Genomic DNA, 24,843 nt, shown 5'->3' with positions numbered 1-24,843 from the left:
TGTTCAAATGGCGATTCAGCGTTTAATTGGTTTTGGGAAAAAAGAAGAGTTTAAGGAAATTTTGGCAATTTTAAGAAAGCAGAATCCTGATAGGATAAGGGTTCTGTGAAATTTGTCGTGTACAGAGATGAATTTTAAACGTTATTGTGCGTTATATTAGTCCATAAAAATATTCGATGATTCAAGATGTGCATGCGCGTCATCGGCAGTAGGTTGTTATTATGGTTAATTTTCTCATTGTGATGTGTATTCTGATTGCGTTGTCTGCAGCAGGAATCGTGGTCAAAAAAATAATAAAAACAGAAAAATATCGTCAAAAATATACGCGTTACCAAGCACCAAAAAAATCGAAAAGTATCTCTTTAGCATCGAATGATGATGCTATTCGTGACGTCGATCATGTCATTGAAGTAGATGAATATGAACAGCAACTTTTTGATGATATTGCGGAAATTTTCTTTCAACAACAATACAAATTAGATTCGCTACAGGTAGCCGAACAGTTACAAGAAGTTTTTTTACGTCGCATGCCAGTCAATTGTAAAACTCAAATTCGCCAATTAGATCTGAATGAATGGTCGATTTATTGGAGTTTTTACAATCAATCGCTCGAGTATTATTTAGGCCGATACGGTGAGTTTTATACACATGTCGACCGTTTTGGCGAAGAACATAAAATTGAATATCGCTATCAAGACTCCGCAAGTTGAAGCAAAATGCGATCTTGGACTAAATCGAGATAACTCAAATCATCGGTTATTCGGGCCATTAAAATTGCGCCTTCATAATCCGCCAAGCTGATTTTGGCAAGTTGCGCGGCATGTTCGATGCTCATGCATCGCTGAAAAAACACTTCAAAGGCGAGTTGCCACTCGTGAAAGATGGACTGTAATTTCGCAAAAATCTCGGTAGGCAAATGTTGACGTTCCATACTTAATATCCCGACTAAACAACCTAATCCACCTTGGCTAAAAAACTGGATGGCCAGTTGATGGATGTGCGGGTAAGTCTGTTGAGGTGATGCAGTGGATTGCTGTAATTGCTGAAAAATACTGTGCTTTAACTTCACGTGTGTCAGGTTTAAAATTTCCATCAGCAAAGCGTCTTTATTCGGATAGTCATAATAAAACGCAGCTTTTGAGAGTCCACAGGCTTCAGCCAATTTCCCCATGCTGCAGCCCATATAGCCATAGCGTTTAAAGGCGTGTGCTGACTGTAACAACAGATGTTCAGAGGTGTTTTTCCGTGGACGCATGTATCTCTCTATCCGAATAATTCAATGTGCAATGTATGAAGTAAATTGGTCTAGGCGACTAATAGCTCGTTAAACCTTCCAATCACTTCCTGCCATAAGGGTTCAGCACCTTTGCGGAAATATCCCATATGACCAATCTGTTTTAGACCATAATCTTGCGCTTCAATATTGATATAGTGCATTGACGCTTGCGCATAATGCTGCATAAAAGCGTGTCGTGAATTGGGTAATGCCCAGTCATCATCGAGTGCAGCGACCGCATAAATCGGCGTTTGAACAGCAGCATATTGTTGAGATAACTCACTCAGCTCAGGGTCGGCAAAGAAATAGGTTGGGTTTTTACACCAACGGCGCCATTGTTTATAGACATCGACAGGGAGGTCAGCGCCCATATTGAGTTTGCTCCAAGGCAAATATCCTTTGACGGCAACCATTGGCGGAAAAACGATATTCCACATCACATGAACCTTCATTTTTTCTTTAAAGGGCATATAGCCATGCCAACCTACGCCAGTGCCAAAACAATACATGGCACGTATCTGATCGTGATTTGAGGTGAGGCCTAATGCTTGACCGCCATAGGAGTGTCCCACTAGAAAAGTTTCCTGACCGTGTTGTTGCATATAAGCTATGGCACCAGAAAGGTCATAACGTCCCCAGTCGAGGTAGGACATCTTAAAGCCTTTAAGTTTTGACGGTGCAGAACGTCCAATACCACGATAATCAAAAGTCAGTACTTGATAACCGAGTTCTGCGGCATACTCGGCAAATCGACGGTAAAATTGTTGAGGTACACCTGTCGCACTTGAAATAATAATATTGGCCTTAGCGGCAGTATTAGGCCGATATTCAACGCCTGAAAGCGTATAACCATCGGTTGCAGGGAAACTCACGGGTGTACTATGTATTTCTTGCGCTGCTGGTTCTAAATCCGTTGACATAATTTTTCTCTGGATGGGCAGGACGGAAAGGGTTTACTCAGTTTAAATAAAGGCTTACTTGCCCTGAAAATTGGCTGCGCGACGTTGTAGCATGGCCATCACGCCTTCTTGTACATCTTGTGTTTTTAGTAATGGCTGTAAGTGCTGATCTAATTGAGCAAAGGCAGCATCGGCTCCCAAATGCACACCTTGCTGTGCTGCAGCGAGTGTTGCCTGAACCGCCAGTGGTGCAGCCTGCGCAATTTGTTCCGCAAGTTCAATGGCACGAGATAAGGGTGCTTGGTCAGTGATTTCAGTCACCAAGTTCATGTCATATGCCGTTTGCGCATTGAAACGTTCACCTGTGAGTAAATAGCGCATGGCTTTATTCCAACCCGCTGCTTGGACAAAACGAACTGTTGCACCACCAAAAGGAAGAATGCCACGTTGCACTTCCATTTGAGCAAACTCCGTGTGACGCTGTGCGATCACGATATCGGCATTCAGCATGAGTTCAATACCCGCTGTAAAACAGAACCCTTGTACCGCGACCACAACTGGTTTTTTTCGTTGTCGTGAGTTGGTTCCCCACGGATTAATTTGCTGATCAGGAAAATTAAACAGCCCGCTGCCAAGTTTGGGTTGTAGTTCGACCAGATCTAGACCCGCAGTAAAATGATCGCCATGAGCAAAAATCACCGCACAGCGTAAATTTGGATCATCTTCATATTCAGTGAGCGCCAGTGAAAGGTCATGAATTAAATGACTGTCAAACGCATTTCGTTTATCTGCACGGTCCAAACCGATTAAATAAAGATGACCACGAATTTCTCGACTTACACGACCTTGTTGTTCTGACATTTGGATAATTCCTTCTAATTATTCTTTATGCATAGCTAAGTTTTTAAAAGATTGTTAGAAAACTGTCAAAACTGATGCGTTCAAAACATCAAAATCATCGTCTGGTGGATGAGTGGTTTGATTTAAAATTTACAGAGTTGATATGAAATAGTGTGTGATATAGCTTGCCTTTGGGCTGATTTTTTCCATAATAGCTGCAGCTTTTTTAAGGCCCAATCAACCATGTCGAACTTAGAAATATTTGCAGTTATTATTAGCTTAATCGGGGTGAGTTTAACCATTAAGCGAAATATGTGGTGTTGGTGGTTTAACTTTGCAGCTTTTTTGCTGTATGCCTACTTGTTTTATACCTACAAACTTTATGGCGAAACCATTTTGCAGTTTTTCTTTGTGGTGGTGAACTTCTACGGTTTTTATCACTGGTTGAAGGGCAAACAACAAGATCATGACATCCGTATTGAACCGATTGCGACCAAACTCGTGATCTTTCAAATGCTCTTAGCAGCGGTGGGCGGTTTGATTTTTGGTTTAAGTTTGCACTATTTTACCGATGCAGCCGTACCGATTTTGGATGCACAATTGGCCGCGTTTAGCTTACTCGCAACGTATTGGACCAGCCGGAAACATATTGCTACTTGGGTGCTTTGGGTATTTGTCGATATTATCTATGTGGGTATGTTTATATACAAAGACCTGTATCTCACTGCGGCGTTGTATGCTGGTTTTGTGGGCTTGGCGGCATTTGGTTGGTGGCAATGGACACAAGTCAAAAATAAACAGCAGCAACAGGCGATGAAAGCTTTATAAGGATCATTGGGTGATGGCAAAGCTACTTTTAATAGCCGATTCCGAACCCGATGAATAAGTAAAGAGCGTGCAGAGTCATGATTATCGACTTTCAACTTGAGCAGCAACTGCGTTTTGATCGACAAGCTGGGTTTCTATTGCAGCAAAAAGCGAGCTTTTTTCAGTTTGAACAAATAGCAGATGTGTATAACGCTGAATGGCTCAATGCATTTCCACAAGGCACGCAATGTAGCATCAGCGGTTTGGATGATGGTGCAGATGAATACGGCATCCAAATCAGTTACAAACACCAAAGCGTTTTGATCGATTATTCACAAGTAATCAAATTGGTACACCGTGATCGGGATGGTGTGGTGCATAGCATGCTTTTAAATTAATAAAATTTTTAAAATCAGCTCTTTAAAGATTCGTTTTAAAAAAGAAAAAAATAAGCGTAAGAAGAAATGAAAAGATATGGAACGTTATTAAAGCAATGACGCAACTTGACCCAAAAGATTCAACATTTAAAATTTTTAATCAGCTATGTTTCGAACTTTTTCATGATTATGGCTCGCACTGCACGTCTTTTGAACCAAGCGCTTTGATACATGCAAAACCAATACAACAGCTTCCTGAACAAGCCAGCTTTGATATTTTTAGCCTCGACTTTGGTCATTGGTACGCAAAGTTGTCCTATGCAGGGATGTATTTAAAAATTGATGCGGGCTGGGAATTTCAGCTCGAGTTGAAAAATCAGCATGGGCAAATATTTCAAAAAAGCCTTTAAGGCAGAGTCCCTCTGAGTTGCAGTATGGCAATTCTGTTTTTCTAGCTTGGTTTCAGGTCAATGACAGCCACAGCGCTTTCCGATTTAATCCAAAGCACAGTTTTAGCAACTGTAGACTGGGCGAAATAAAACAATAAAACCAATATTGACCTGAAGGATTACGAGAATGGCACATCAATTTACCGTCAATGCCACTATTCATGGCGTTTCAATTGAAGATTTTAAACGACTAGCCGCAGATATCAGCTTGCATGAAGCGGTGTGCAAACGCATACCGGGTGAAAATCTAGAAATTTTAGAATCAAAAAAAACAGGTGATATGTATACCTTAAAACGTGCCTATAACCTTGATGTAAATATTCCAGATATTGCCAAGAAATTTTTAAAAGATGCGTTTCGCTTAAAACGTACGGATATTAGTAATTTGGCGGCATTAACCTCTGACGTCAAACTAGATCCGAACCTACCGCTCGAAGCCAATTGTAAAAGAAGTGTCAGTGGTGATGCAACACAAGTGAGTTTCAATTTGGACTGGACGGTGAAAGTCAAAGTTCCACTTATTGGTGGATTACTTGAAAAACATGCAGAAGGTGAAATTCGTCGTTTTAGTCAGCTTGAGATTGAAATTGTAGAAGATGAATTGCGTAAAAATTTAAAAGCCTGAATTGATTTGAAAGAGATTTAAAAAAAGCGGTCATTGACCGCTTTTTTATTATTTTAATGAGATGTTTTTTCAAAACGTTGACGATAAAGCATCGCAGTAAAGAAGGTCACCAAACAGACGGTCCAAATATAATACATAGCGCCAATGTTGCTGTATAAACTCAACCATTGAACCAACGGCAAGGTGATACCACCCGCGATGGCATAGGCCAAATTGTATGAAAATGAAATGCCCGAGAAACGAATCTGTGCAGGGAACATTTTCACCATACTATAAGACACCATACCAACCGTACCTGATGCCAAACCGAGCAACATATAGAGCGCAAACACGGTCGATGCTGCCACATGGCCCAAGCTGTTATAGAACACGCCCGCGATTATTGCGACAAGGAGTGAACCGAACAGCATCACTTTACCCGCACCGAAGCGATCTGCCAAAAGACCTGCCAAGATACAACCGACCATTTGCATCACAATAGCGGCACTTTGCATTTTAAAGGCATCGGCCCGTTCAAAACCAAAGGCGCCCGTGAGTAAATTTGGCATCGCTAAAATCAGCACAACAACACAGCCAGTTAAGAACCATGTAAACAGCATACCAATCACAACGCCTGTTTTGTGCTGTTGCAGCACTTGTTTCACAGGAAGCTCTTTAGCCAATTGTTTCTTTTCTTGCATAGCTTTAAATACAGGCGTTTCTTTTAAATAACTGCGGAGATAGAGCGCTACAAAACCAAAGATTCCGCCTAGAATAAATGGAATCCGCCATGCCCAGTCATGGATTTCTGCCTCTGTAAATTGTAATGAAATAAACAAAGACATTAGTGCGCCCAATAGGATACCCAAAGATAATCCGGCAGTAAGTAGGCCGTTGGCGATACCAATTTTTTGCTCAGGCACATGCTCTGAAACAAAAGTCCATGCCGCAGGGATTTCACCACCAATCGCGATGCCTTGAATCACGCGCATCAGTAGGAGCAGAAGCGGTGCTGCATAGCCAATACTTTCAAAAGTTGGCATCACACCGATCATCAGCGTAGGCAAAGCCATGAGTAAAATAGACAAACTAAATAAACGCTTACGACCAATCAAATCGCCAAAATGCGCCATTACCACACCACCCAATGGGCGGAAAAAATATCCTGCGGCAAAAATACCGTAGGTATTCAGCATCGCCCAAAATGGACTGAGGCCAGTGGGGAAAAACAGTTCCGAAATAATTTTGGCGTAAAATACATAAATAACGAAGTCATAAAACTCAAGTGCGCCACCGAGTGATGACAGTCCGAGGGTACGTTTATCTTGACGAGTCAGGCGTGGCTGAGCTTCCATGCAAATATTTTCCAGCAGCAAATAGCATTTGAGGATTTTAGTGATTCAAATTTTTATTGAATAATCAAACTTTGTTGCCTTATTAAAAACTTATAGTTATGAAAATATTATTAATTAAGAACAAAATAATATAGATAAAGTCGCATTAACTAAAAGAATGATTGCTAATAGATAATGGCACACCTTGATGTATAAATGATAAATATCAATGGTATAGGGTAGTATGATCTACTATTTTACTTTGTGCTCTATATAAACCACAAAAGATTCAAAGCCATAGCATGCTGTTGTTTTATACTCAGAACCGATAATAATGCATATTGCATGGTTGTTTTTTTTAAATAACTGATATTACGCAGTAACATCAGAAGCGTTATTTGATTCAAATGAAAGAATGATACGCGGTAACGTCATCCGCAAGTGTTTGAGACAGGACTCCTTCTAATCAAAAAAGTTTTTGCGATACTTTGAACAATTTGATACTAGTGAACGAGTTTTGTCGGTGAGGTGCATTGCACCGCAAGATGGTTTCCTTGCGAAGCTTTGCTTCTCATTTTGCCGAATGAGAAACAACGTTTCGTAAGAGTACCTCCAGCCGAAGGCTAATCCCTTTATTTAAATCCTAGATGTAAGACTCCGTCGAATAAACTTAAATATCATTTTAAAAATGCGTAATTACTTTTACGTGCGTAACATCAGTTAAATAATTTAAGCCCGCTAGACTTAAAAAAGGATAAATACATGAGTCATATTGCTGCTGTTGCACAGCGTGGAGAAGCGATTTTGACGCTCACTGCCGCAGAGGTACAAGCATCTGAAATAGGTTCTGCATGGTTAACTGCACTAAGTGAAACACTGCATGCCACTATGCTTGAGCGTCAAGGCGTAGGCATTGCCGCACCGCAAATTTATGTTTCAAAGCGGGTGATTATCGTGGCTTCACGTGCAAATTTACGCTATCCCGATGCGCCTGAAATGGAGGCGATCGTGATGGTCAATCCAGTGATTACATCTCGATCTACGACCACAGTTTTGGGTGAAGAAGGCTGCTTAAGTGTGCCGAATGCACGAGGACAAGTCCCGAGAGCCGAGCAAATTCACGTGCGATATTTGACCCTTCAAGGTGAAGTCAAAGAGAAAACCTTGAATGGCTTTCCCGCACGGATCGTACAACATGAGGTCGATCATCTGAATGGGATCTTATTCACCGAGCGTTTAGAATAAAAACCGTGCTATTCCAAAAATATAAAAGTGACCAATTGAGCTAAAAAAATAGCGGAAAAGTAATTTGAATAGTGGTGCAAGTGAAGTTTAAAGGCTTCAAAGATTGCATGCTTAACTGTGAAAATAGACTTTCTTTTTGAAGCTAAAACCTTGTATAACTAGCGAAATAATAAAATAAAAAAGTAGATTAATGGGGAAAAATTGGGGCAATGCTGTCTGTACGAAATGGGGCGTACAATGGCGTAAATTGAAGCATCTTTTGTTTGAGTCAGACTATCTCATCATCAATTGGTCTGACTACGATAAAGGGCGTTTACTCCTCATCTTTGGCATGCTGAGTCAAGTTAGCGTGTTGAAGTGGTGCATCATGAATTTTTATTATTCGACCAATCGGATTTGGTTTAATCCGAGTGAACTCAAGTTCAGGATCATCGTCGCTTGTATAGTCCTACTCAGTTATGGCGTATTGGCAGTACTCAGTCTTTATTTCAAAAAATATTTAAATTTTAGACTGTTTTTTAGCTATTTTGCGCCCGTCCTGTTTGGGATCGGCATGATCTATGGTGGCTATATGATCGGGATCTATAGTCCTGCCACTATGGCGGGGACGGTCAATCTGCTGATGGTCGGTTTGGTTTTTTATCGTCCTGCGATTATGCTCAGTATTACATTTCCGATCACACTGTTTATTGGCTACATTTGCTATCAAACTTCGATTGACCATCTAGAATATGCACCGATTTTCAGCCCAGCTTTAAAACAGAGTGAGTTTTACGACAACGCCTTTTGGCTCATGAGTATGGCGGAGTTGTATTTGCCCATATTGATCGTCAGTGCAGTATTTTTTCAGATTTTGCTTTTACAGTGGCGACACCGTGAACAAAAGATGGAAGTCCTCAGCCGTGTTGATGGCCTGACCAATGTGTTTAACCGTCGTTATGTCAGTCATGAACTTGATACGCTCAGCAAACAGACACGGCCTGAATTTGCAGTGGTTTTGCTTGATCTCGACCATTTTAAATTGATCAATGACCAATATGGACATGATGCAGGAGATGCCGTTTTACAACGTGTTGCTCAAATTTTAAATGACAATACTCGTGTACAAGATGTGGTTGGGCGTTATGGCGGTGAAGAATTCATTTTAATTCTAAAAAATCAGAGTTTAGAGCAGGCGATAGACGTGGCTGAACGCTGTCGATTGGCAATTTTTGAAGCTGAAACCATGATAGCCAACCATCAAATGTTGAAGATTAGTGCAAGTTTTGGTGTGGCAACAGCAATTGAGGGAACACCGTCTGCTGTGGTCACGCGTATGGCCGATCAAGCGCTGTACATGGCAAAGCAACAAGGTCGTAACCAAGTACGCAGCTTTCGTGAGTTAAACTTGGCAGAAGATTAAATAATTTAAATGATAGTTATGCAGCAATTACAATTTCAGCTCGGATTAGCGCAGCTCCACTTTCAGACCGAGCAAAAGAATATTCATTTTGATCATGGCTTAGCGGCGTGGGTACAAAAATGTGTTCAACAGCGCTTCATCTGTAATGAGGCAGCGACTATTGCAGAATGAACCTGTCGCGAATAACCATATTGTTTTAGATCTGACTAATATTTCTTTGATACACGATGTTGGTGTCCGAATGTTGTTTGAAGGTGTAGATCGTTTAATTGCGGATGGTCATCGCGTGGCAGTGATCGACTCTGAGCATCTTTTGGAACAAAGTCGAAGTCATGCAGGACATGAGGTGGTGGTTCGGGAAGAGTTGAGTCAATATTTGCATCGGTTTGAGCGTTAATTCATAAAACGTGATTTTTGATTTAGGCAAAGTGCTCAAAAGTTTAGTGCTTAGATCGGCTATAATTTTCTTTTTGCGTTAAATTTGCTTATGTCTTTTGAGTTAAAAGTCAGTTTACTCCCGAGTGTTGAAGCTTTATCCCCACAGCATAAAAAGCTGAACAAACTGATTGAGCAAATCGAACAGCAAAAGCAAGACTTACAGCTTTGGCAAAATGCCAAAAGTGAGATTCAGAGTTATATCCAACTGAAACTTGTGCCGATATATCGTGATTTGCATGCGGTGTACTACCGTCAGCTTGCACAGCTTTGGTTGCACATACAGCAAGAAGACTTTGCCAAAGCGGATTTAGCTCAGCTCGATGCCAAGCTTGCGAAATTGGCAAAGCAGTTGAAAAAATCCAATTACTTAAATACTGCCGAACTTGAAAAGGTTGCTGAGGTGGATGTTTTTTATCAGCAGCATCATGCACATAATCAAAAGCCGAATAAAAAAGCTAAGTTGACCCAAACTGAACAGAGCAAAGTAGAAGGTCATTTTGATGTTGAACAAGAAGCTACAGAACAACATGAGTCTTATGAAGAATGGGACAGTGAGCAATATCAACGTGAAAAAGAAGAGCATCAGCGTAAACGGTTAGAGCAAAAACGTGAGCAAACTGAAAAGTTAGTGAATCAATCACTGAAAACCGTGTATTTAAAAATCACCGCTATGATTCACCCAGACCGTGAACCTGATGAAGCTAAAAAAGCGGAAAAAACCGAGTTGCAGCAAGTGGTGAATCAAGCTCATGAAGCACAGGATTTGTTTTATTTATTAAAGCTGCAATTACAGCTTGAAACCAATAAAGGCAAAAGCCCTAAAGCTTTAACTGATGAACATTTAAAGTTTTATAAAACGGCTTTAGAGGCTCAAAGCCAACGCCTAGCCAGTCAGATAGATGACATTACGGATAGTTTTCACTGGAGCGAAAAGCCGAAGCCGAAAAATATGCAGGTGAAAGATGTGTATAAGGTGATTGATGGCGATGTTGCAGTGCTGAAAGAGCAAGTGAAGTGGGAAAAAGAACGGCTGAAATATATGGAGAAGGTGAAAGGGTTGGAAGTGTTGTTGGGGAATGGGGTTTTATAAAATCACCTCTCCCTAACCCTCTCCTGAAAGGAGAGGGGAAATCCATTACATATCAAATTTAAGTTATAAATTTGGATGTATTAGTGGGGCTGAAATTTCATAATAAAAATTAGATTCACAATGAATGTTCCCTCTCCCTATGGGAGAGGGCTAGGGAGAGGGAAATAAAAATGAAAATAGACCCTGTATTATTAGAGTTTGCCAAAAACATGCGCCACACAGCCACCGATGCTGAAAACCTCATGTGGCAAATTCTACGTGCCAAACGTTTTATGAACCTGAAATTCCGCCGTCAGCATGTGATCAAACTTTATATTGTGGATTTTTACTGTCATGAAATTGGTTTAGTGATTGAGTTGGATGGTAGTCAGCATGGAACGAATGATGCGATTGAATACGATGCTGAGCGAACTAAGTTTTTAGAGGCTTTGGGTTTAACTGTTGTACGATATTGGAATTATGATGTGTTGGGGAGGACGGATGTGGTGTTGGAGGATTTGTGGAATTTATGTCTTGAGCTGAAAGTAAATCAAGAATGAAAAATTCCCTCTCCCTCGGGGAGAGGGCTAGGGTGAGGGTAGAATTTATAATGGAAAAAACTAGAAGCACCTCTCCCTAACCCTCTCCTGAGAGGAGAGGGAACACCATTGTGAAATTCCTATACTCATTGAATCTAGCATTACTCACTCCCCCGTTATAGAAATTAAAAATAATAAAAACAATAATTTAATTAATATTGTAAAGAAATGATGATTTTTTGTTGAAAAAATGTATATAACCCATATTTATAAAAGAATGCATTTAGAAATAAGAGATATAAAAATGGCAAGAACGATTAATGGTGCACTTACTCGATTAGTTGAAGATAAAGTTAATTTGGTAAAAAGTCGCACTGATGCAGGTAGAAGAAGCAGAGATCACTTGCTAGAGCAAATTAAAAGACTTAATGACAATAGTTTGGAAAAGCTAGATTTTGCAGAAACCTATAATTTGCCATTTGGCTCATTTTCTAGAAGAACTAAAGTTAAACCACTTGATGATATCGATCAAATGATAGGTCTAAATGGTGGCAAACTAGTATGGAATGAAGCTACCAATTATGATGAAGCTATTATTTCAATTCTAAATCCATTGGATAAAGGGATTTGGTCTCAACTTCTGAATGATGATGATACTTTGAGTCCTATTAAGGTTCTGAATAGATTTAAGCGCATGTTGAGTGGAATGAGCGGGTATCAAAATCCACAATTAAACAGACGTCAGCAAGCTGTGACATTTCAAATGACCAGTAATGAATGGAACTTCGATTTAGTTCCATGTTTTTATACTCAAAGTGGAGTTTATTTAATCCCAAGTGGGAATGGTAATTATTGGATGCAAACTGATCCAAGGAAAGATCAGACTTTAGCAACGGAAGTTAATCGACAGCATAATGGAAAAGTATTAGAAATTATTCGTTTGATGAAATATTGGAACAAACAAGATAGAAAGCCGTCTATACCATCATCATATTTGTTGGAAGTTATGTTGTTATATTTTTATAAATCAAGATGGTTGACAACAGCAGGAACTTTGCAAGAAGAAGTTGAAAAAAGTCTAATTTATATACGTGATAATATTTACTCTTGGGTTGAAGATCCAAAAGGGATTGAAGGTAATATCAACAGATTAGATCATGATGTTCAAAATAAAATTCATGCACGTGTTACCAATGACTTGGAAAATATTAAATATGGTAATTACTATGAAAGTATTGGTGAAAAAGAAAGAGCCTTTGAATATTGGGAAAAAGTATTGGGTTCATTTTTTCCTGCTTATGGATGATTTAAGTGTCTAATATCTTACATAAGCAAAATCTAGACGAAAATTTAAGATTTTTAGCAGCTCAAAGACAAATAAATAGTGACCTTAAAGCAAAAAGGTCAATAGTAAGGCTGTTTAGTATTCTGATATTTGCCATAAGTGTCTTGGTCTTAAATAATTCTATACAGGCAGATGATACTTATTCTGTAATTAGAGAGTTATTTTGTATTGGTGTTGCTATTGTTTCTTATTTTTTAATATGGGGTTTTGAGTCTGATAGGGAGTCTGCATCTAAATTTCAAAAAAAATTTGATAGTAATTTATTCGATTTGAATTATGACATAACAACCCAAGATGAGATAAAAGCATCAAAATATGCTGAAAAACATAATTCAAAAGTAGGTAATCTAGAAAAGATTGAAGGCTGGTATACATCAGCAATTGGTAATAAAGCATTTCCAGAAGATATCATATCTTGTCAAAAGCAAAATCTTATGTGGACTAGAGAACTTAAAAAACATTATGTAATATTTTTATCTATTTTAAATTTTCTAATTTTAGGTGGTTCTTTATTCATTGTTTTTTCTTTCTGGTCTGATGGTTTCTATTCTAAACAAAAAATGATTTATGAAATTATCATTTTTTATTTATGTTATATGAGTGCTTTTTTGATGCCATTGATAAAACATATTTTGGACTTATATAAACTTAATAGGTGTATTTTTTTGTTTTGTGAATTAAAAGATTTAGTTGGGATGTCCTTCGCAAAAAAAATGAACATCGCTCTGATTTCAAAAATACAAAATTGTATTGATGACTACCGTAAGTCTAATTTATCTGTACCAGATTTTTTTGCTGAAGGTCGTAAGTATGTGTTGGAGGCTAAATCTAAAATATGGGTAAAAGATTAAAAAAACCCCTCACTAAGAGGGGATTTTTTGAATCAAACTACAGCATTAAAGCGCTGCAATCTGCTCCATATTCGCTTTAATCTTCGCTAACTGGTCAGCAAACTCAGCAAGTTTAACTTTCTCGCCTTCTACTACAGCAGCAGGCGCTTTCGCCACAAAACCTTCATTGCCAAGTTTAGTGGCAATTTGATCATGCTGTTTTTGCACTTTGTCTAAGTCTTTTTGCAGACGACCCAATTCCGCTTTAGGGTCAATTAAGCCCTTCATTGGAACGAATACAGACACATGACCTACAACAGATGAAGAAGACAATGGTGGTTGTTCAGCATCAGCCAAGAAGGTAATGCTTTCAACTTTAGCCAACGCTGTGAATAACGCTTCAATACGAGTGATCTGTGCTTTTTCAGCATCAGTCGTGTTTTGAAGAAGTACAGGCAACAAACGCGCATTACCTAAGCCCATTTCACCACGGATGTTACGTACAGCACCAATCAAACCTTGAAGCCATTGCATATCTGCTTCAGCTTGCTCATTCACTAACGCTTGGTCAGCAACAGGGTACTGTGCAAGCATAATCGTTTCGCCCGAAATGTTTAACTTCGGCGCAAGTGTTTGCCAGATTTCTTCGGTTAAGTAAGGCATTAATGGATGCGCTAAACGTAAAGATGCTTCCATCACAGAAAGAAGCACACGACGTACTTCAGCTTTACGCTCAGTTGATACGTTTTCGTCATTTAGAACAGGCTTAGTCAGCTCTACATACCAGTCACAGTATTCATTCCAAATGAACTCGTAAATCGCTTGTGCAGCCAAGTCTAAACGATACGTCGCGAATGCTGTTTGCACCGCTTGTTCTGCTTTTTGCAGACGGCTCACGATCCACTGTTCAGGCAATTCCCAAAGGTCTTGACGAGCATCGATACCAATCACTTGCTCTTCGCAGTTCATCATCACGAAACGGGTAGCGTTCCAGATTTTGTTGGCAAAGTTACGGTAACCTTCAACACGTTTCATGTCGAACTTAATGTCACGACCTGTGTTCGCAAGCGCACAGAAAGTGAAACGTACAGCGTCAGTACCGTAAGATTGAATACCTTCAGGGAATTCTTTACGTGTTGATTTTTCAATCTTCGCCGCTTGTTTCGGGTTCATGAGTCCTGTAGTACGTTTTTGTACTAAAGTTTCAAGATCAACACCATCAATCAAATCTAATGGGTCAAGCACGTTGCCCTTAGATTTAGACATTTTCTGACCTTCGCCATCACGTACCAAACCGTGTACATACACAGTTTTGAACGGCACTTGTGGCGTACCATCTTCATTCTTCATGAAGTGCATGGTCATCATGATCATACGCGCAACCCAGAAGAAGATGATGTCAAAACCTGTCACCAATACATCTGTTGGGTGGAATGTATTTAAGAAGTAGTTTTCTTTGTCTTTCGCCGCGTCGCCAGTCCAACCTAAAGTTGAGAATGTCCAAAGACCAGAAGAGAACCATGTATCAAGCACGTCTTCGTCTTGTTTCAATTCAACTTCAGGCGCAATGCCATTTTTCGCACGAACTTCAGCTTCGTCGCGACCGACAAATACGTTGCCTTCAGCATCGTACCAAGCAGGGATACGGTGACCCCACCACAATTGACGTGAAATACACCAGTCTTGAATGTTGTTCATCCACGCCATGTACATGTTGCTGTATTGCTCAGGTACAAATTTGATGTCGCCATCTTTAACCGCTTTAATTGCAGGCTCAGCAAGAGGAGCGATCTTCACATACCATTGGTCTGTTAGAAGTGGCTCAACGATCACGCCTGAACGGTCACCGCGAGGTGGCTTCAAGGTGTACGGTTGAATTTGATCTAACCAGCCTTCAGCTTCAGCTTGAGCAACCAATTTTTTACGTGCAGCAAAACGTTCTAAACCAATGTAGTCCGCAGGGGCAGGAATGGTTTTAGAAATTTGCTCGCCCGCTTTCGCGATGTATTCAAATTCAGCAAGAACTTCAGCATTTTTGTTGAAGATGTTGATGATTGGAAGTTCACAGCGTTTGCCCACTTCATAGTCATTGAAGTCGTGCGCAGGGGTGATTTTCACACAGCCTGTACCAAATTCTTTGTCTACATATTCGTCTTTAACGATTGGAACAGCACGGCCTGTAATTGGCAAGATAATGTTCTTGCCAACAAGCGCTGCATAGCGTTCATCATCAAGCGCAACCGCAACAGCTGTATCGCCAAGCAATGTTTCAGGACGAGTGGTCGCAACGACAATGTGATCTTTACCATCGTGGGTGCGGATTGATTTGTCTTCAAAGAAGTATTTGAAGTGCCACAGTGAACCTGCTTCTTCTTTATCAGACTCAACTTCCAAGTCAGAAAGGGCAGTTTGTAGTTTAGGGTCCCAGTTGACTAGGCGTTTACCGCGGTAAATTAAGCCTTCTTCATGTAGCTTAACAAATACTTCTTTAACGGCATTTGAAAGACCTTCATCCATGGTGAAGCGTTCACGTGACCAGTCTACAGATGAGCCTAGACGACGAATTTGACGGGTAATGTTCCCGCCAGATTGTTCTTTCCATTCCCACACTTTTTCGATGAACTTTTCACGGCCAAGGTCGTGACGGCTGATGCCTTCAGCACCCAATTGACGTTCAACAACCATTTGCGTTGCGATACCTGCATGGTCGGTACCCGGCTGCCAAAGGGTATTTTTGCCAGACATGCGGTTATAACGAGTCAACGCATCCATAATGGCATTGTTGAAACCATGACCCATATGCAAGCTACCAGTGACGTTTGGTGGCGGAATCATAATACAGAATGAATCACCTTTTTGAGATGGCTTGAAGTAGCCTCTCTCTTCCCAAGTCTTGTACCATTTTTTTTCGATCTCGGTCGGATCGTAGGTCGTAGCAATATTTTGCGCTGAATCAGTCATAGTCTAAACAGATCAAAAGTGGATAAAAAATTAGATCTATTGTAGCAAAAAAAATGTTGAATTAGGGATGTTGGGCGAATGTTAACTTTTAGGATTTGGCAGTAAATAAAAGAGTCCGTATGATAGGACCTAAGATAAGAAGTATCCATTGATCCCAAAACTAAGATAAAAGGAGCAATATCAAATGACTTATTCTATTTCTTTAAAGATTCAACCTACGACATATCAACGTTTTGAGACAATTCATCAAAAACTCAATGTAGGTGAAACAGAAAGTCAGTCCAAAGCCTTAGGGGATAATCTAGCGGATATTGCATGTGAAATTTTAGATCAAGTTTTTGGCCAAATGGCGCGCATGAATAAGTCTGGAGACAATGAATCCGAAAAAATTATTCAGCAAATACGTGAAACGACCCGTAAATATATGCCGTGGTCGGTGTCTTTTTTCAGCAATGACCGCCTTGTACCGATGGTAAATTATTTATATGGACGTTTTTACAGCGAAGATGGTCAGCATTATATGCATTATCCGATCGATGCCTCTTTAGCCACTGACTTGCTGGGCTATGTCAGTCAGATGAAAGATGGGCAAAATCAATACGTGCCGCTCGCGTTGAAAGCATTCACGCAAGTGGTCGATGCAGGGGTGACGCATTTGGTGCGTGAACCGAAAAAAATGCTGAAATTTAACATGGTGGTGGATAAAACTTTAACCGGTGTCATCAATCTCACCACGCAACTCGGTTATAAACGTTTTGATAAACTCGGCAAAATTTATGATGCACAATCGATGAGTCAGTACTTTGATCATTTTATGGTGTTTTTGAACAATGAGCCTGTACTACGTAAAGCATAAAATACATATAAATGAATAAATTAGTTATTTAAAAGGATGTCAAAATGGCAAAACGTGATGATTTGAACGGAAAAGTGGTATGGATTACTGGGGCATCGTCAGGTTTGGGTGAAGCTTTAGCAAAAGAATGTGCTTTGCAAGGGGCGCAGGTCATTTTGACCGCACGTCGTTTTGAAGAGTTGGAAAAAGTCCGTGTTTCATTATTACATCCAGATCAGCATCTTTCAGTGTGTGCAGATATTACCAATGAAGAACAAGTTCGCCATGCTTATGAACAAGTCCTTGCGCATAAAGGTCGAATTGACTGGCTAATCAATAATGCGGGATTGAGTCAGCGTGCATTGATTACGGATACGACTATGCAAACTGAACGTGCCATCATGGAAGTAGATTATTTTTCGCAAGTCTATTTAACCAAAACCGTTTTACCGACATTTTTAGCACAAAAGTCTGGTCGAATTGCTTTTGTTTCAAGTGTTGCAGGCTTATTAGGGACACAATACCGCGCGACCTATTCTGCTGCAAAAGCTGCCATTCATATGTGGGCAAACAGTCTACGTGCAGAAGTGGCGGATCAAGGGGTGGGCGTATCGGTGATATTCCCCGGATTTGTCAAAACCAATGTTTCATTTAATGCACTCAATGGTGCCGGCAAGCCACAAGGGCATCAGGATGAAGCCATTGAAAATGGTCTAGAAGCCAATGAGTTTGCCGAAACAGTAGTGCAATCTTTGCAACGAGGGGAAGAATACATCGTGGTGGGTGGTTCTAAAGAAAAGCTCGGTGTTTGGGTGTCACGTTTATCACCAACAACGTTGTATAAAATGATTCGTAAAACCAAAGTGAAGTAAATTTTATCAAGTTTAAATAGTTTAAAAGTCACTCTTAACAGTGACTTTTTTAATGAGTAACGAGATTATAAGAAATGAAAAAGAATAATTTTAACAAATGGGGAATAGCCATCATTTTGTGCGCAATCATTGGTGCAATCGGTACAGTGGCTTATTTTTATTTTAAACAGAAAACTCAAAAAATTGAGCACAACGCAATACTCGAAAAGCCTGAAAAAGAAATAGGAACTGTATTAGAACCAGTTATTCAATCTGTTGAGATTGAACCTAAAGTTGAAGCGGCGAGTGCAGAAGTTGTTATGCGAGGACCAAATGAGGGGTGGTTACCGATCGAAGAACTGTTTGATGAAAAAGGATTATTGAAGTCTGAGTATTACAGTCAAAATCCTCAAGATTCAGATGTTGATAAATTACCTTATAGCTCGAATAAAATTGGTGATTTTAAATGGCGAGCTGAATTTCATCCTGTTGATGATTTTAAAGGCGATCAAGCTAGACTCAAAGATCAATGTTTTGGATATTGTATTTTAGTGAAAGGTAAGTTGCTGACCAGTGTTGAATCGACTGTATTTACAGGAGCATTTATTGCGAAAGATCATTTGATCGAAGTGATTGCACATAAGGGGGGTGGTGCATATATGCCTGTCAACTATAACTTTATCAAAATCGACAAAGCTGGTAATGCAGAGTTAATCTTAGATGATCATAATTCTTACAAAGATCAGTTGGCTCGTATCAATCATTCGGGACTCGAGATTGACTTAAAACCATTTAGAAAACTTCAATATTTTCTTCTAATGAATGAAAATGGTTTAAATGTGTCGATGCAAAAACCCAATATGGTGGATGTCGAACCGACTCAGTGTAAAGAGTATTACGAAGGAACATTAGAGGCATGTCCAACTTTATATGGATGTAAAGCTGACATTGTGGTGCAAGATCTGGCACGTGCTTATGCTGGAGATGTTGTATTTAGTTATCATGATCCAAATATTGATGAAAAGAAATTTAATGAAGTTTGTTTTAAAGTTTGTCGCAATGAAAATGTGAGTTATGAAGAGTTTGAAAACACATTGTGTAAAGTAAATTAAATAGTAAAAATGAATTGGGGAGAAGTAGAGAGATCAGATGTCTCTCTTTTGAATTGCTGTTCCATACGCAAAGACTTCGACCATGCCGCCTTGCATACCCAACTCAGTGGTGCTTAAACGTAAGCCCATAATTTGGTTTGCGCCCATCTTTTCAGCTTCTTGCTTTAAACGCACCACGGCTTCACGACGTGCCCGATCGACGATGCTTTCATAACTGGTCAAACGTCCGCCAAAGAAGTTCTGAATATTGGCAATCACATATTTAAAATAATCATGCGAAATTACCACATTACTTGAAATCAGTTGTCCAAAATGTTCAGTAGTTTTAAAGCGGTTGTTGTCTATTCGTATATGTGCCAAACGCTTTTCTTGAGCTTCGAGTTCTTTGAGATGCTTTTGTTCGATATGGCGACCGAAGCCCCAACCAATACAAAAGAGCACCACAAAGATCAGGACTTTAAAAATAAAGGCATCCATGACTTAGTCCTGAGTTGGAAATGGGTCTGGTAGTTTTGCTGAGTTGGCTTCTACGCGAACTGCCGTGCCATACACAAATAATTCAGAGGCGCCTTGAGCAATATTTGAGGTTGAAAAACGGATACCGACGACCGCATTCGCGCCTAAGGCACGTGCTTTGTCAATCATACGGCTCATAGCTTCTTGACGGGATTCTTCGAGTAGTTCTGTATAACCTTTGAGTTCACCACCCACGATATTTTTTAGGCCAGCCATAAAGTCACGACCAACATGTTTACTGCGGACAGTACTGCCATAAACGACATCAAGTTGTTGTGTAATGGTATGACCCGGAACAGATTCAAGATTACTTAAAAGCATTTTTAGTTATCAATATAAAAAGGTGAATTGAAGATAGGAAACTCTTCAGCAAAAAGCAATATGTTCATTTTTATTTTGTAGCTCCGATCTAAAGAAAAAGCCCACCGAAGTGAGCTTTTCAAATATTACGGGCTAGGCTAACTCAAATTATTGTTTTGATGCAGCTTTACGCTCAGCAGTAGAAGGTTGGTATTGCACAGCATCAGAAGTGTTGGCTTTGATACCACCACCAAGTGTTTTATACAATTCAACTTGGTTGTTGAGATTTGCTTGTTCAAGCAACAACAAACCTTGTTCAGCTGCATAAGAAGCACGCTGTGCATCCAGTACAGTTAAGTAGCTATCAATACCAGCACGGAAGCGGGCATTTGATAGTTTGTAAGTTGTATTGGTTGCATCAACTAAACGGCGCTGTGCCGCAATACGGTCACCAATGTTTTGGCGAACTGCAAGCGCATCATTCACTTCACGGAAAGCTGACTGAACTGATTTTTCATAATCAGACAATGCAATTTTCTGGTCAGTTTCAGAAACTTTAATATTGGCCTGACGTGTACCCCAGTCGAAGATTGGAATATCTAGGCTAGGACCAGCAGACCATACAAAGTTGCCTGATTTAAATAGATCACCTAAGTCCGTTGAAGCATAACCCGCAGAACCTGTTAGACTAATCGTAGGGAACAGACGTGCTTTAGCTGCACCAATGTTCGCACCAGCAGCAGACAGTTTGTATTCAGCTGCACGGACATCTGGACGGTTGTTTAACAAGTCACTTGGAATACCTGAACCAATGGTATTGGTCGAAGTAATTCGATTGACACGTTGGTTCGGCAGCAAGTTCGCAGGCACTTGTTGACCCACTAATAGGTTCAATAAGTTTTGTGCTTGAGCAATTTGAGTCTTGTAGTTCGCAACATCATTACGTGCAGTTTCTACAGAAATTTGAGCCTGACGAACAGGAACTTCACTGTCGATACCGACATCAAAACGCTTTTTGTTGAGATTATAAGATTCAAGCTGAGCCTTTAAGGTTTGATCCGCAAGCTTCAAGTTTGAGTTGGCATACGCATAGTTTAACCATGCTTGAGCCACTTGACCCACGAGCGCAATTTGCGTTGCATCACGGGCACTTGCAGTTGCAAGGTAACTATCTAAGGCGTTGTCTTTTAAACTACGTACACGACCCCAAAAATCAAGTTCATAGGCAGTGACACCTAAACCGACATTGTAAGAAGTTACAGGCTTTTGCGTATTCAACGTGTCTTGACGAAGTACGCTACCACTTGCACCAATGGTTGGTAATTGACCATTGGCAGTGATTTGATACTGTTGTTGTGCACGTTCAATATTTAAAGCAGCCGTACGTAGGTCACGGTTATTGGCTAAAGCTAAGTCAAGAACTTGTACCAGACGTTGGTCAGCAAAGAAATCTTTATATCCTTGCTCAGCCACAGAAGTGCCAGAAGCACTTGCTGTGTAGCTTTCGGGGATATTGGTCTGAACAACCGGCTCTGGACCACGCATGCTTTGGCAGGCAGCCAAAGCAAGCGCAAGTGAAGAAACCGCAATGCTACGACCTGCAATAGACCATACATTTTGCATCACGATAAATGCTCCTGATTATTTTGTTGTTTTGGTTTGTACTTAAAGATACTTCGGATCCATACGTAGAACACAGGAATAAAGAAGATACCAAGTAGGGTAGAACTGATTACGCCACCCAATACACCATAACCTACAGAGTGCTGACTACCTGCACCTGCACCCGAAGAAAGGGCAAGCGGAAGTACACCAAAACCAAAGGCTAAAGTGGTCATGATAATTGGACGTAGACGCATTTTAGCGGCATGCAAAGTTGCGTCAAACAGATCTTCACCTTTTTCTTGAAGTTCTTTGGCGAATTCTACGATCAAGATCGCATTCTTCGCGGACAAACCAATGACGGCAATAATAGCCACCTGGAAGTAAATGTTATTCGCCAAGTTTGGATTTTTGAAGAACACCATTCCAAGGAAAGTCAGTAATAACGCACCCAATACACCTAATGGTACAACCAGTAATACTGAGAACGGAATAGACCAGCTTTCATACAAGGCAGCAAGACATAGGAAGACGATTAACAATGAAAGTGCGTATAGGAATGGTGCTTGTGCGCCAGACTCACGTTCTTCTAGAGATAAACCAGTCCATTCATAGTCAAAGCCTTGAACGCCCATCGAAGGAAGTTTTTGTACAATTTCTTCCATCGCTTTCATCGCGTCGCCCGAACTTACACCCACACCCGGTGAACCTTGAATGTTCACAGATGCGATACCGTTATAACGTTCAAGACGTGGTGAGCCATAAGTCCATTCGCCAGTAGCGAAGGTCGAGAATGGAACCATTGTGCCTTGGTTGTTACGAACATACCACTGGCTCAGGTCTTCAGGCATCATACGTGCCGCAGCTTCACCCTGTACATAGACTTTCTTCACACGACCACGGTCAACGAAGTCGTTGATGTAAGAACCACCCCATGCCATACCCATTGTGGTATTGATTTCAGAGATGCTGACACCCATAGCACCGGCTTGAGCTTGGTCAATCGTGATTTTGTACTGTGGCGTATCTTCTTGACCGTTAGGACGAACACCCATGAGGCGTTTATCTTGAGCAGCCATACCGAGCACCATATTACGGGCATCGATAAGTTGTTGATGGGTTTGACCTGCAGAAGCTTTTAACTGCAAGTTGAAGCCAGCAGTTACACCCAATTCTGGCATTGCTGGTAATTGGATTGGCATGATGTATGAAGCATCCTTCACGATCATGTTCAATGCCATACCACGTTGAATAATCGCACCTACTTGAGATTCAGGTGATGTACGGTCTTCCCAATCTTTTAACTTGACGAAAGCAAGACCTGCGTTTTGACCCACACCTGTGAACGAGAAGCCGGCAACACTGAATACAGACTCGACATATTTTTCTTCGTTTTTCAGGAAGTAATCGGTCATTGCAGTGACAGTTTTATCCGTACGCTCAAGTGAGGCATTCGGTGGTAACTGTACCAGTGTCATTACAACACCTTGGTCTTCTTCAGGTAAGAATGATGATGGTAACTTTTGGAATAAAAGCACTAATAAGCCGATTACAACTGCATAAATCACACCAGAGAAAATCTTGTGGTGTGTCATGAAGTTCACGCCGCCTTGGTATTTATGCGCAACTTTATCAAAAGAGCTGTTAAACCAACGGAAGAAACGGGCAAAGATATTGTTGCTTTCAGGTTTGTTTGGATCATGTTGTTTCAACATGGTCGCACATAGGGCAGGGGTAAAGGTCAATGCCACAATCAATGACAGAATCATTGCTGTTACCAGCGTGATTGAGAACTGACGATAAATTACACCTGTCGTACCACCGAAGAATGCCATCGGCACGAATACAGCGGTTAACACAGAGGTAATACCGATGAGGGCACCCGAGATCTGTTTCATTGAGATTTCAGTTGCAGTCACTGGGTCAAGATGATCTTCAACCATGACACGTTCAACGTTCTCTACGACAACAATTGCATCATCCACGAGGAGACCAATCGCCAGTACCATCGCGAACATGGTGAGAGTGTTGATAGAGAAACCAAACATGTTAATGACAGCAAAAGTACCCAATACCACTACAGGTACAGCCAATGTCGGAATAATCGTTGCGCGCCAGTTCTGTAAGAACAAGAACATCACAAAGAATACGAGAATCACGGCTTCTACAAGGGTATGTACAACACTTTCAATCGATAACTTAATGAATGGAGTCGTATCAAATGCAAGCGTGTCTTCTAAACCTTCAGGGTAGTTTGGACGTAGTTCTTTTAAACGTGCTTCAACAGCTTCGGCTGTGTCTAATGCGTTTGCACCAGTTGCTAGTTTGATCGCTACACCACCAGCAGGTTTGTTGTTGAACTTAGAGTCAAACTGATAGTTGTCTGCACCTAATTCAACACGTGCAACATCACCTAAACGTACTTGAGCACCATTGATACTATTACGCAGGAAAATATTTTTGAATTGATCAGGCGTTTGCAACAAACTTTGTGCTGTAACTGTCGCGTTCAGCACTTGACCTTCAGTTGCAGGCGCACCACCTAACTGACCAACAGCAACCTGAGCATTCTGTGTACGGATAGCCGCAGCCACATCACTCGGTGTAACTTGTAGGTTTGCCATTTTGGCTGGATCTAGCCAAATACGCATCGCATAAGAGCCACCAAATACTTGGACTTCACCTACACCTGCCACACGGCTGAGAGGTTCAGAAATATTCGAGTTTACATAGTCCTTAATGTCGTCCGCAGTCAACTTACCCGATGGTGAGTGGAATGCTACAACTTGTAGGAAGCTTGCGCCAGATTTGGTGACTTTTACACCTTGACGCTGTACATCTTCAGGTAATAACGCTGTCGCAGACTGGAGTTTGTTTTGGACTTGAACTTGGGCGATATCTGGATCGATCCCTTGTTCAAAGTTCAATGTAATAGATGCCTGACCGTTACCCGCACTGTTTGACGAAATATAACGTAAGCCATCCAAACCATTCATTTGTTGTTCAATGATTTGGGTTACGGTGTTTTCAACTGTTTCTGCAGACGCACCTGGGTAAGTCGCAGAGATTGAAACCGTTGGCGGCGCAATGGTCGGATACTGTGCAATTGGCATATTAGATAGCGTGAGTACACCCGCTAGCATAATTACCAATGCAATCACCCACGCAAAAATGGGGCGATGAATAAAGAATTGAGCCATTCAGTCTACTCC

The 24,843-nt window shown here is 40.7% G+C and carries 25 protein-coding genes; 16 read left to right on the top strand and 9 right to left on the bottom strand.

Annotated elements, in window-relative coordinates:
• The first annotated feature begins 221 nt into the window (after positions 1 to 221).
• Positions 222 to 710 (top strand): hypothetical protein, encoded by a 489-nt coding sequence (locus FTU79_RS01695; protein WP_180048766.1) that lies wholly within the window; start codon positions 222 to 224, stop codon positions 708 to 710.
• Here FTU79_RS01695 and FTU79_RS01690 read toward each other — a convergent pair.
• Genes FTU79_RS01690 through FTU79_RS01680 form a run of 3 tightly spaced genes read right to left on the bottom strand, consistent with a single transcriptional unit; the run spans position 692 to position 3,036 of the window.
• Positions 692 to 1,255 (bottom strand): TetR/AcrR family transcriptional regulator, encoded by a 564-nt coding sequence (locus FTU79_RS01690; RefSeq protein ID WP_180007549.1) that lies wholly within the window; start codon positions 1,253 to 1,255, stop codon positions 692 to 694. The two genes, FTU79_RS01695 and FTU79_RS01690, sit on opposite strands and share 19 nt — an antisense overlap.
• A 50-nt stretch (positions 1,256 to 1,305) precedes the next feature.
• Positions 1,306 to 2,196 carry an alpha/beta fold hydrolase gene (locus FTU79_RS01685; RefSeq protein ID WP_180007550.1) on the bottom strand — a complete coding sequence of 297 codons (891 nt, stop codon included), beginning with the start codon at positions 2,194 to 2,196 and terminating at the stop codon, positions 1,306 to 1,308.
• A 54-nt stretch (positions 2,197 to 2,250) separates the two neighbouring features.
• Positions 2,251 to 3,036, bottom strand: coding sequence for a crotonase/enoyl-CoA hydratase family protein (locus FTU79_RS01680; protein WP_180007551.1), 786 nt, complete (start codon positions 3,034 to 3,036; stop codon positions 2,251 to 2,253).
• A 222-nt stretch (positions 3,037 to 3,258) separates the two neighbouring features.
• On the opposite strand from FTU79_RS01680, the gene pnuC reads away from it, so the two are divergent.
• The 4 genes from pnuC to FTU79_RS01660 all read left to right on the top strand — a co-directional run bounded on the left by pnuC (position 3,259) and on the right by FTU79_RS01660 (position 5,273).
• Positions 3,259 to 3,843 carry a nicotinamide riboside transporter PnuC gene (gene pnuC, locus FTU79_RS01675; protein WP_180005315.1) on the top strand — a complete coding sequence of 195 codons (585 nt, stop codon included), beginning with the start codon at positions 3,259 to 3,261 and terminating at the stop codon, positions 3,841 to 3,843.
• A 77-nt stretch (positions 3,844 to 3,920) separates the two neighbouring features.
• Positions 3,921 to 4,220, top strand: a complete 300-nt coding sequence (locus FTU79_RS01670; RefSeq protein WP_180048765.1) for a hypothetical protein — start codon at positions 3,921 to 3,923, stop codon at positions 4,218 to 4,220.
• A 95-nt stretch (positions 4,221 to 4,315) separates the two neighbouring features.
• On the top strand, positions 4,316 to 4,609 hold the full coding sequence (locus FTU79_RS01665; RefSeq protein ID WP_180048764.1) for a hypothetical protein: 294 nt from the start codon (positions 4,316 to 4,318) through the stop codon (positions 4,607 to 4,609).
• A gap of 166 nt (positions 4,610 to 4,775) precedes the next feature.
• Positions 4,776 to 5,273, top strand: coding sequence for a DUF2505 family protein (locus tag FTU79_RS01660; RefSeq protein WP_180048763.1), 498 nt, complete (start codon positions 4,776 to 4,778; stop codon positions 5,271 to 5,273).
• Positions 5,274 to 5,326: 53 nt separating this feature from the next.
• Here the strand turns inward: FTU79_RS01660 and FTU79_RS01655 are convergent, their stop codons facing one another.
• Positions 5,327 to 6,607: an MFS transporter gene (locus FTU79_RS01655; RefSeq protein ID WP_180025817.1), complete on the bottom strand. Its 1,281-nt coding sequence runs from the start codon at positions 6,605 to 6,607 to the stop codon at positions 5,327 to 5,329.
• Between the two features lie 741 nt (positions 6,608 to 7,348).
• On the opposite strand from FTU79_RS01655, the gene def reads away from it, so the two are divergent.
• From def to FTU79_RS01615, 8 genes are all read left to right on the top strand, one after another.
• Positions 7,349 to 7,831 carry a peptide deformylase gene (gene def / locus FTU79_RS01650; protein ID WP_180025816.1) on the top strand — a complete coding sequence of 161 codons (483 nt, stop codon included), beginning with the start codon at positions 7,349 to 7,351 and terminating at the stop codon, positions 7,829 to 7,831.
• Between the two features lie 190 nt (positions 7,832 to 8,021).
• Positions 8,022 to 9,233: a GGDEF domain-containing protein gene (locus FTU79_RS01645; protein WP_180048762.1), complete on the top strand. Its 1,212-nt coding sequence runs from the start codon at positions 8,022 to 8,024 to the stop codon at positions 9,231 to 9,233.
• 18 nt (positions 9,234 to 9,251) lie between these two features.
• Entirely contained in the window at positions 9,252 to 9,404 is a 153-nt protein-coding gene (locus FTU79_RS01640) for a hypothetical protein (protein ID WP_180007557.1), read from the top strand.
• On the top strand, positions 9,394 to 9,630 hold the full coding sequence (locus FTU79_RS01635; RefSeq protein ID WP_180007558.1) for a hypothetical protein: 237 nt from the start codon (positions 9,394 to 9,396) through the stop codon (positions 9,628 to 9,630). The genes FTU79_RS01640 and FTU79_RS01635 overlap by 11 nt, the downstream gene beginning before the upstream one ends.
• 90 nt (positions 9,631 to 9,720) lie before the next feature.
• Positions 9,721 to 10,761, top strand: a complete 1,041-nt coding sequence (locus FTU79_RS01630; protein WP_180007559.1) for a molecular chaperone DnaJ — start codon at positions 9,721 to 9,723, stop codon at positions 10,759 to 10,761.
• 170 nt (positions 10,762 to 10,931) lie between these two features.
• Entirely contained in the window at positions 10,932 to 11,300 is a 369-nt protein-coding gene (locus FTU79_RS01625) for an endonuclease domain-containing protein (RefSeq protein ID WP_180007560.1), read from the top strand.
• 283 nt (positions 11,301 to 11,583) lie between these two features.
• On the top strand, positions 11,584 to 12,585 hold the full coding sequence (locus tag FTU79_RS01620; protein WP_180007561.1) for a hypothetical protein: 1,002 nt from the start codon (positions 11,584 to 11,586) through the stop codon (positions 12,583 to 12,585).
• A 5-nt stretch (positions 12,586 to 12,590) separates the two neighbouring features.
• Positions 12,591 to 13,475, top strand: a complete 885-nt coding sequence (locus tag FTU79_RS01615) for an S-4TM family putative pore-forming effector (RefSeq protein ID WP_180007562.1) — start codon at positions 12,591 to 12,593, stop codon at positions 13,473 to 13,475.
• A gap of 45 nt (positions 13,476 to 13,520) precedes the next feature.
• On the opposite strand, the gene FTU79_RS01610 is transcribed toward FTU79_RS01615, so the two are convergent.
• Positions 13,521 to 16,415: a valine--tRNA ligase gene (locus FTU79_RS01610; protein WP_180048761.1), complete on the bottom strand. Its 2,895-nt coding sequence runs from the start codon at positions 16,413 to 16,415 to the stop codon at positions 13,521 to 13,523.
• 184 nt (positions 16,416 to 16,599) lie between these two features.
• Here FTU79_RS01610 and FTU79_RS01605 point away from each other — a divergent pair, with 184 nt between their 5' ends.
• From FTU79_RS01605 to FTU79_RS01595, 3 genes are all read left to right on the top strand, one after another.
• The gene (locus FTU79_RS01605) at positions 16,600 to 17,271 is read left to right on the top strand and encodes a hypothetical protein (protein ID WP_180048760.1); all 672 of its coding nucleotides are present in this window, start codon (positions 16,600 to 16,602) and stop codon (positions 17,269 to 17,271) included.
• A 44-nt stretch (positions 17,272 to 17,315) separates the two neighbouring features.
• A complete protein-coding gene (locus tag FTU79_RS01600; RefSeq protein ID WP_078191399.1) occupies positions 17,316 to 18,122 on the top strand; it encodes an SDR family oxidoreductase in 807 nt (268 codons plus the stop codon).
• 74 nt (positions 18,123 to 18,196) lie between these two features.
• Positions 18,197 to 19,213, top strand: coding sequence for a hypothetical protein (locus FTU79_RS01595; RefSeq protein WP_180048759.1), 1,017 nt, complete (start codon positions 18,197 to 18,199; stop codon positions 19,211 to 19,213).
• Positions 19,214 to 19,246: 33 nt separating this feature from the next.
• On the opposite strand, the gene FTU79_RS01590 is transcribed toward FTU79_RS01595, so the two are convergent.
• From FTU79_RS01590 to FTU79_RS01575, 4 genes are all read right to left on the bottom strand, one after another.
• Positions 19,247 to 19,690, bottom strand: coding sequence for a YbjQ family protein (locus tag FTU79_RS01590; protein WP_078192213.1), 444 nt, complete (start codon positions 19,688 to 19,690; stop codon positions 19,247 to 19,249).
• 3 nt (positions 19,691 to 19,693) lie between these two features.
• The gene (locus FTU79_RS01585) at positions 19,694 to 20,050 is read right to left on the bottom strand and encodes a YbjQ family protein (protein ID WP_078192212.1); all 357 of its coding nucleotides are present in this window, start codon (positions 20,048 to 20,050) and stop codon (positions 19,694 to 19,696) included.
• 147 nt (positions 20,051 to 20,197) lie between these two features.
• Entirely contained in the window at positions 20,198 to 21,652 is a 1,455-nt protein-coding gene (adeK, locus tag FTU79_RS01580; RefSeq protein ID WP_078191396.1) for a multidrug efflux RND transporter AdeIJK outer membrane channel subunit AdeK, read from the bottom strand.
• Positions 21,652 to 24,831 carry an efflux RND transporter permease subunit gene (locus FTU79_RS01575; protein ID WP_180007567.1) on the bottom strand — a complete coding sequence of 1,060 codons (3,180 nt, stop codon included), beginning with the start codon at positions 24,829 to 24,831 and terminating at the stop codon, positions 21,652 to 21,654. Before FTU79_RS01575 ends, adeK begins: the two co-directional genes overlap by 1 nt.
• Positions 24,832 to 24,843 lie beyond the last annotated feature (12 nt).

It is taken from the genome of Acinetobacter sp. YH12144 (assembly GCF_013418345.1).
Classification (GTDB): domain Bacteria; phylum Pseudomonadota; class Gammaproteobacteria; order Pseudomonadales; family Moraxellaceae; genus Acinetobacter; species Acinetobacter amyesii.
Note: the sequence above shows the minus strand (reverse complement) of the source record. Positions and strands in the feature narration are given on the sequence as shown.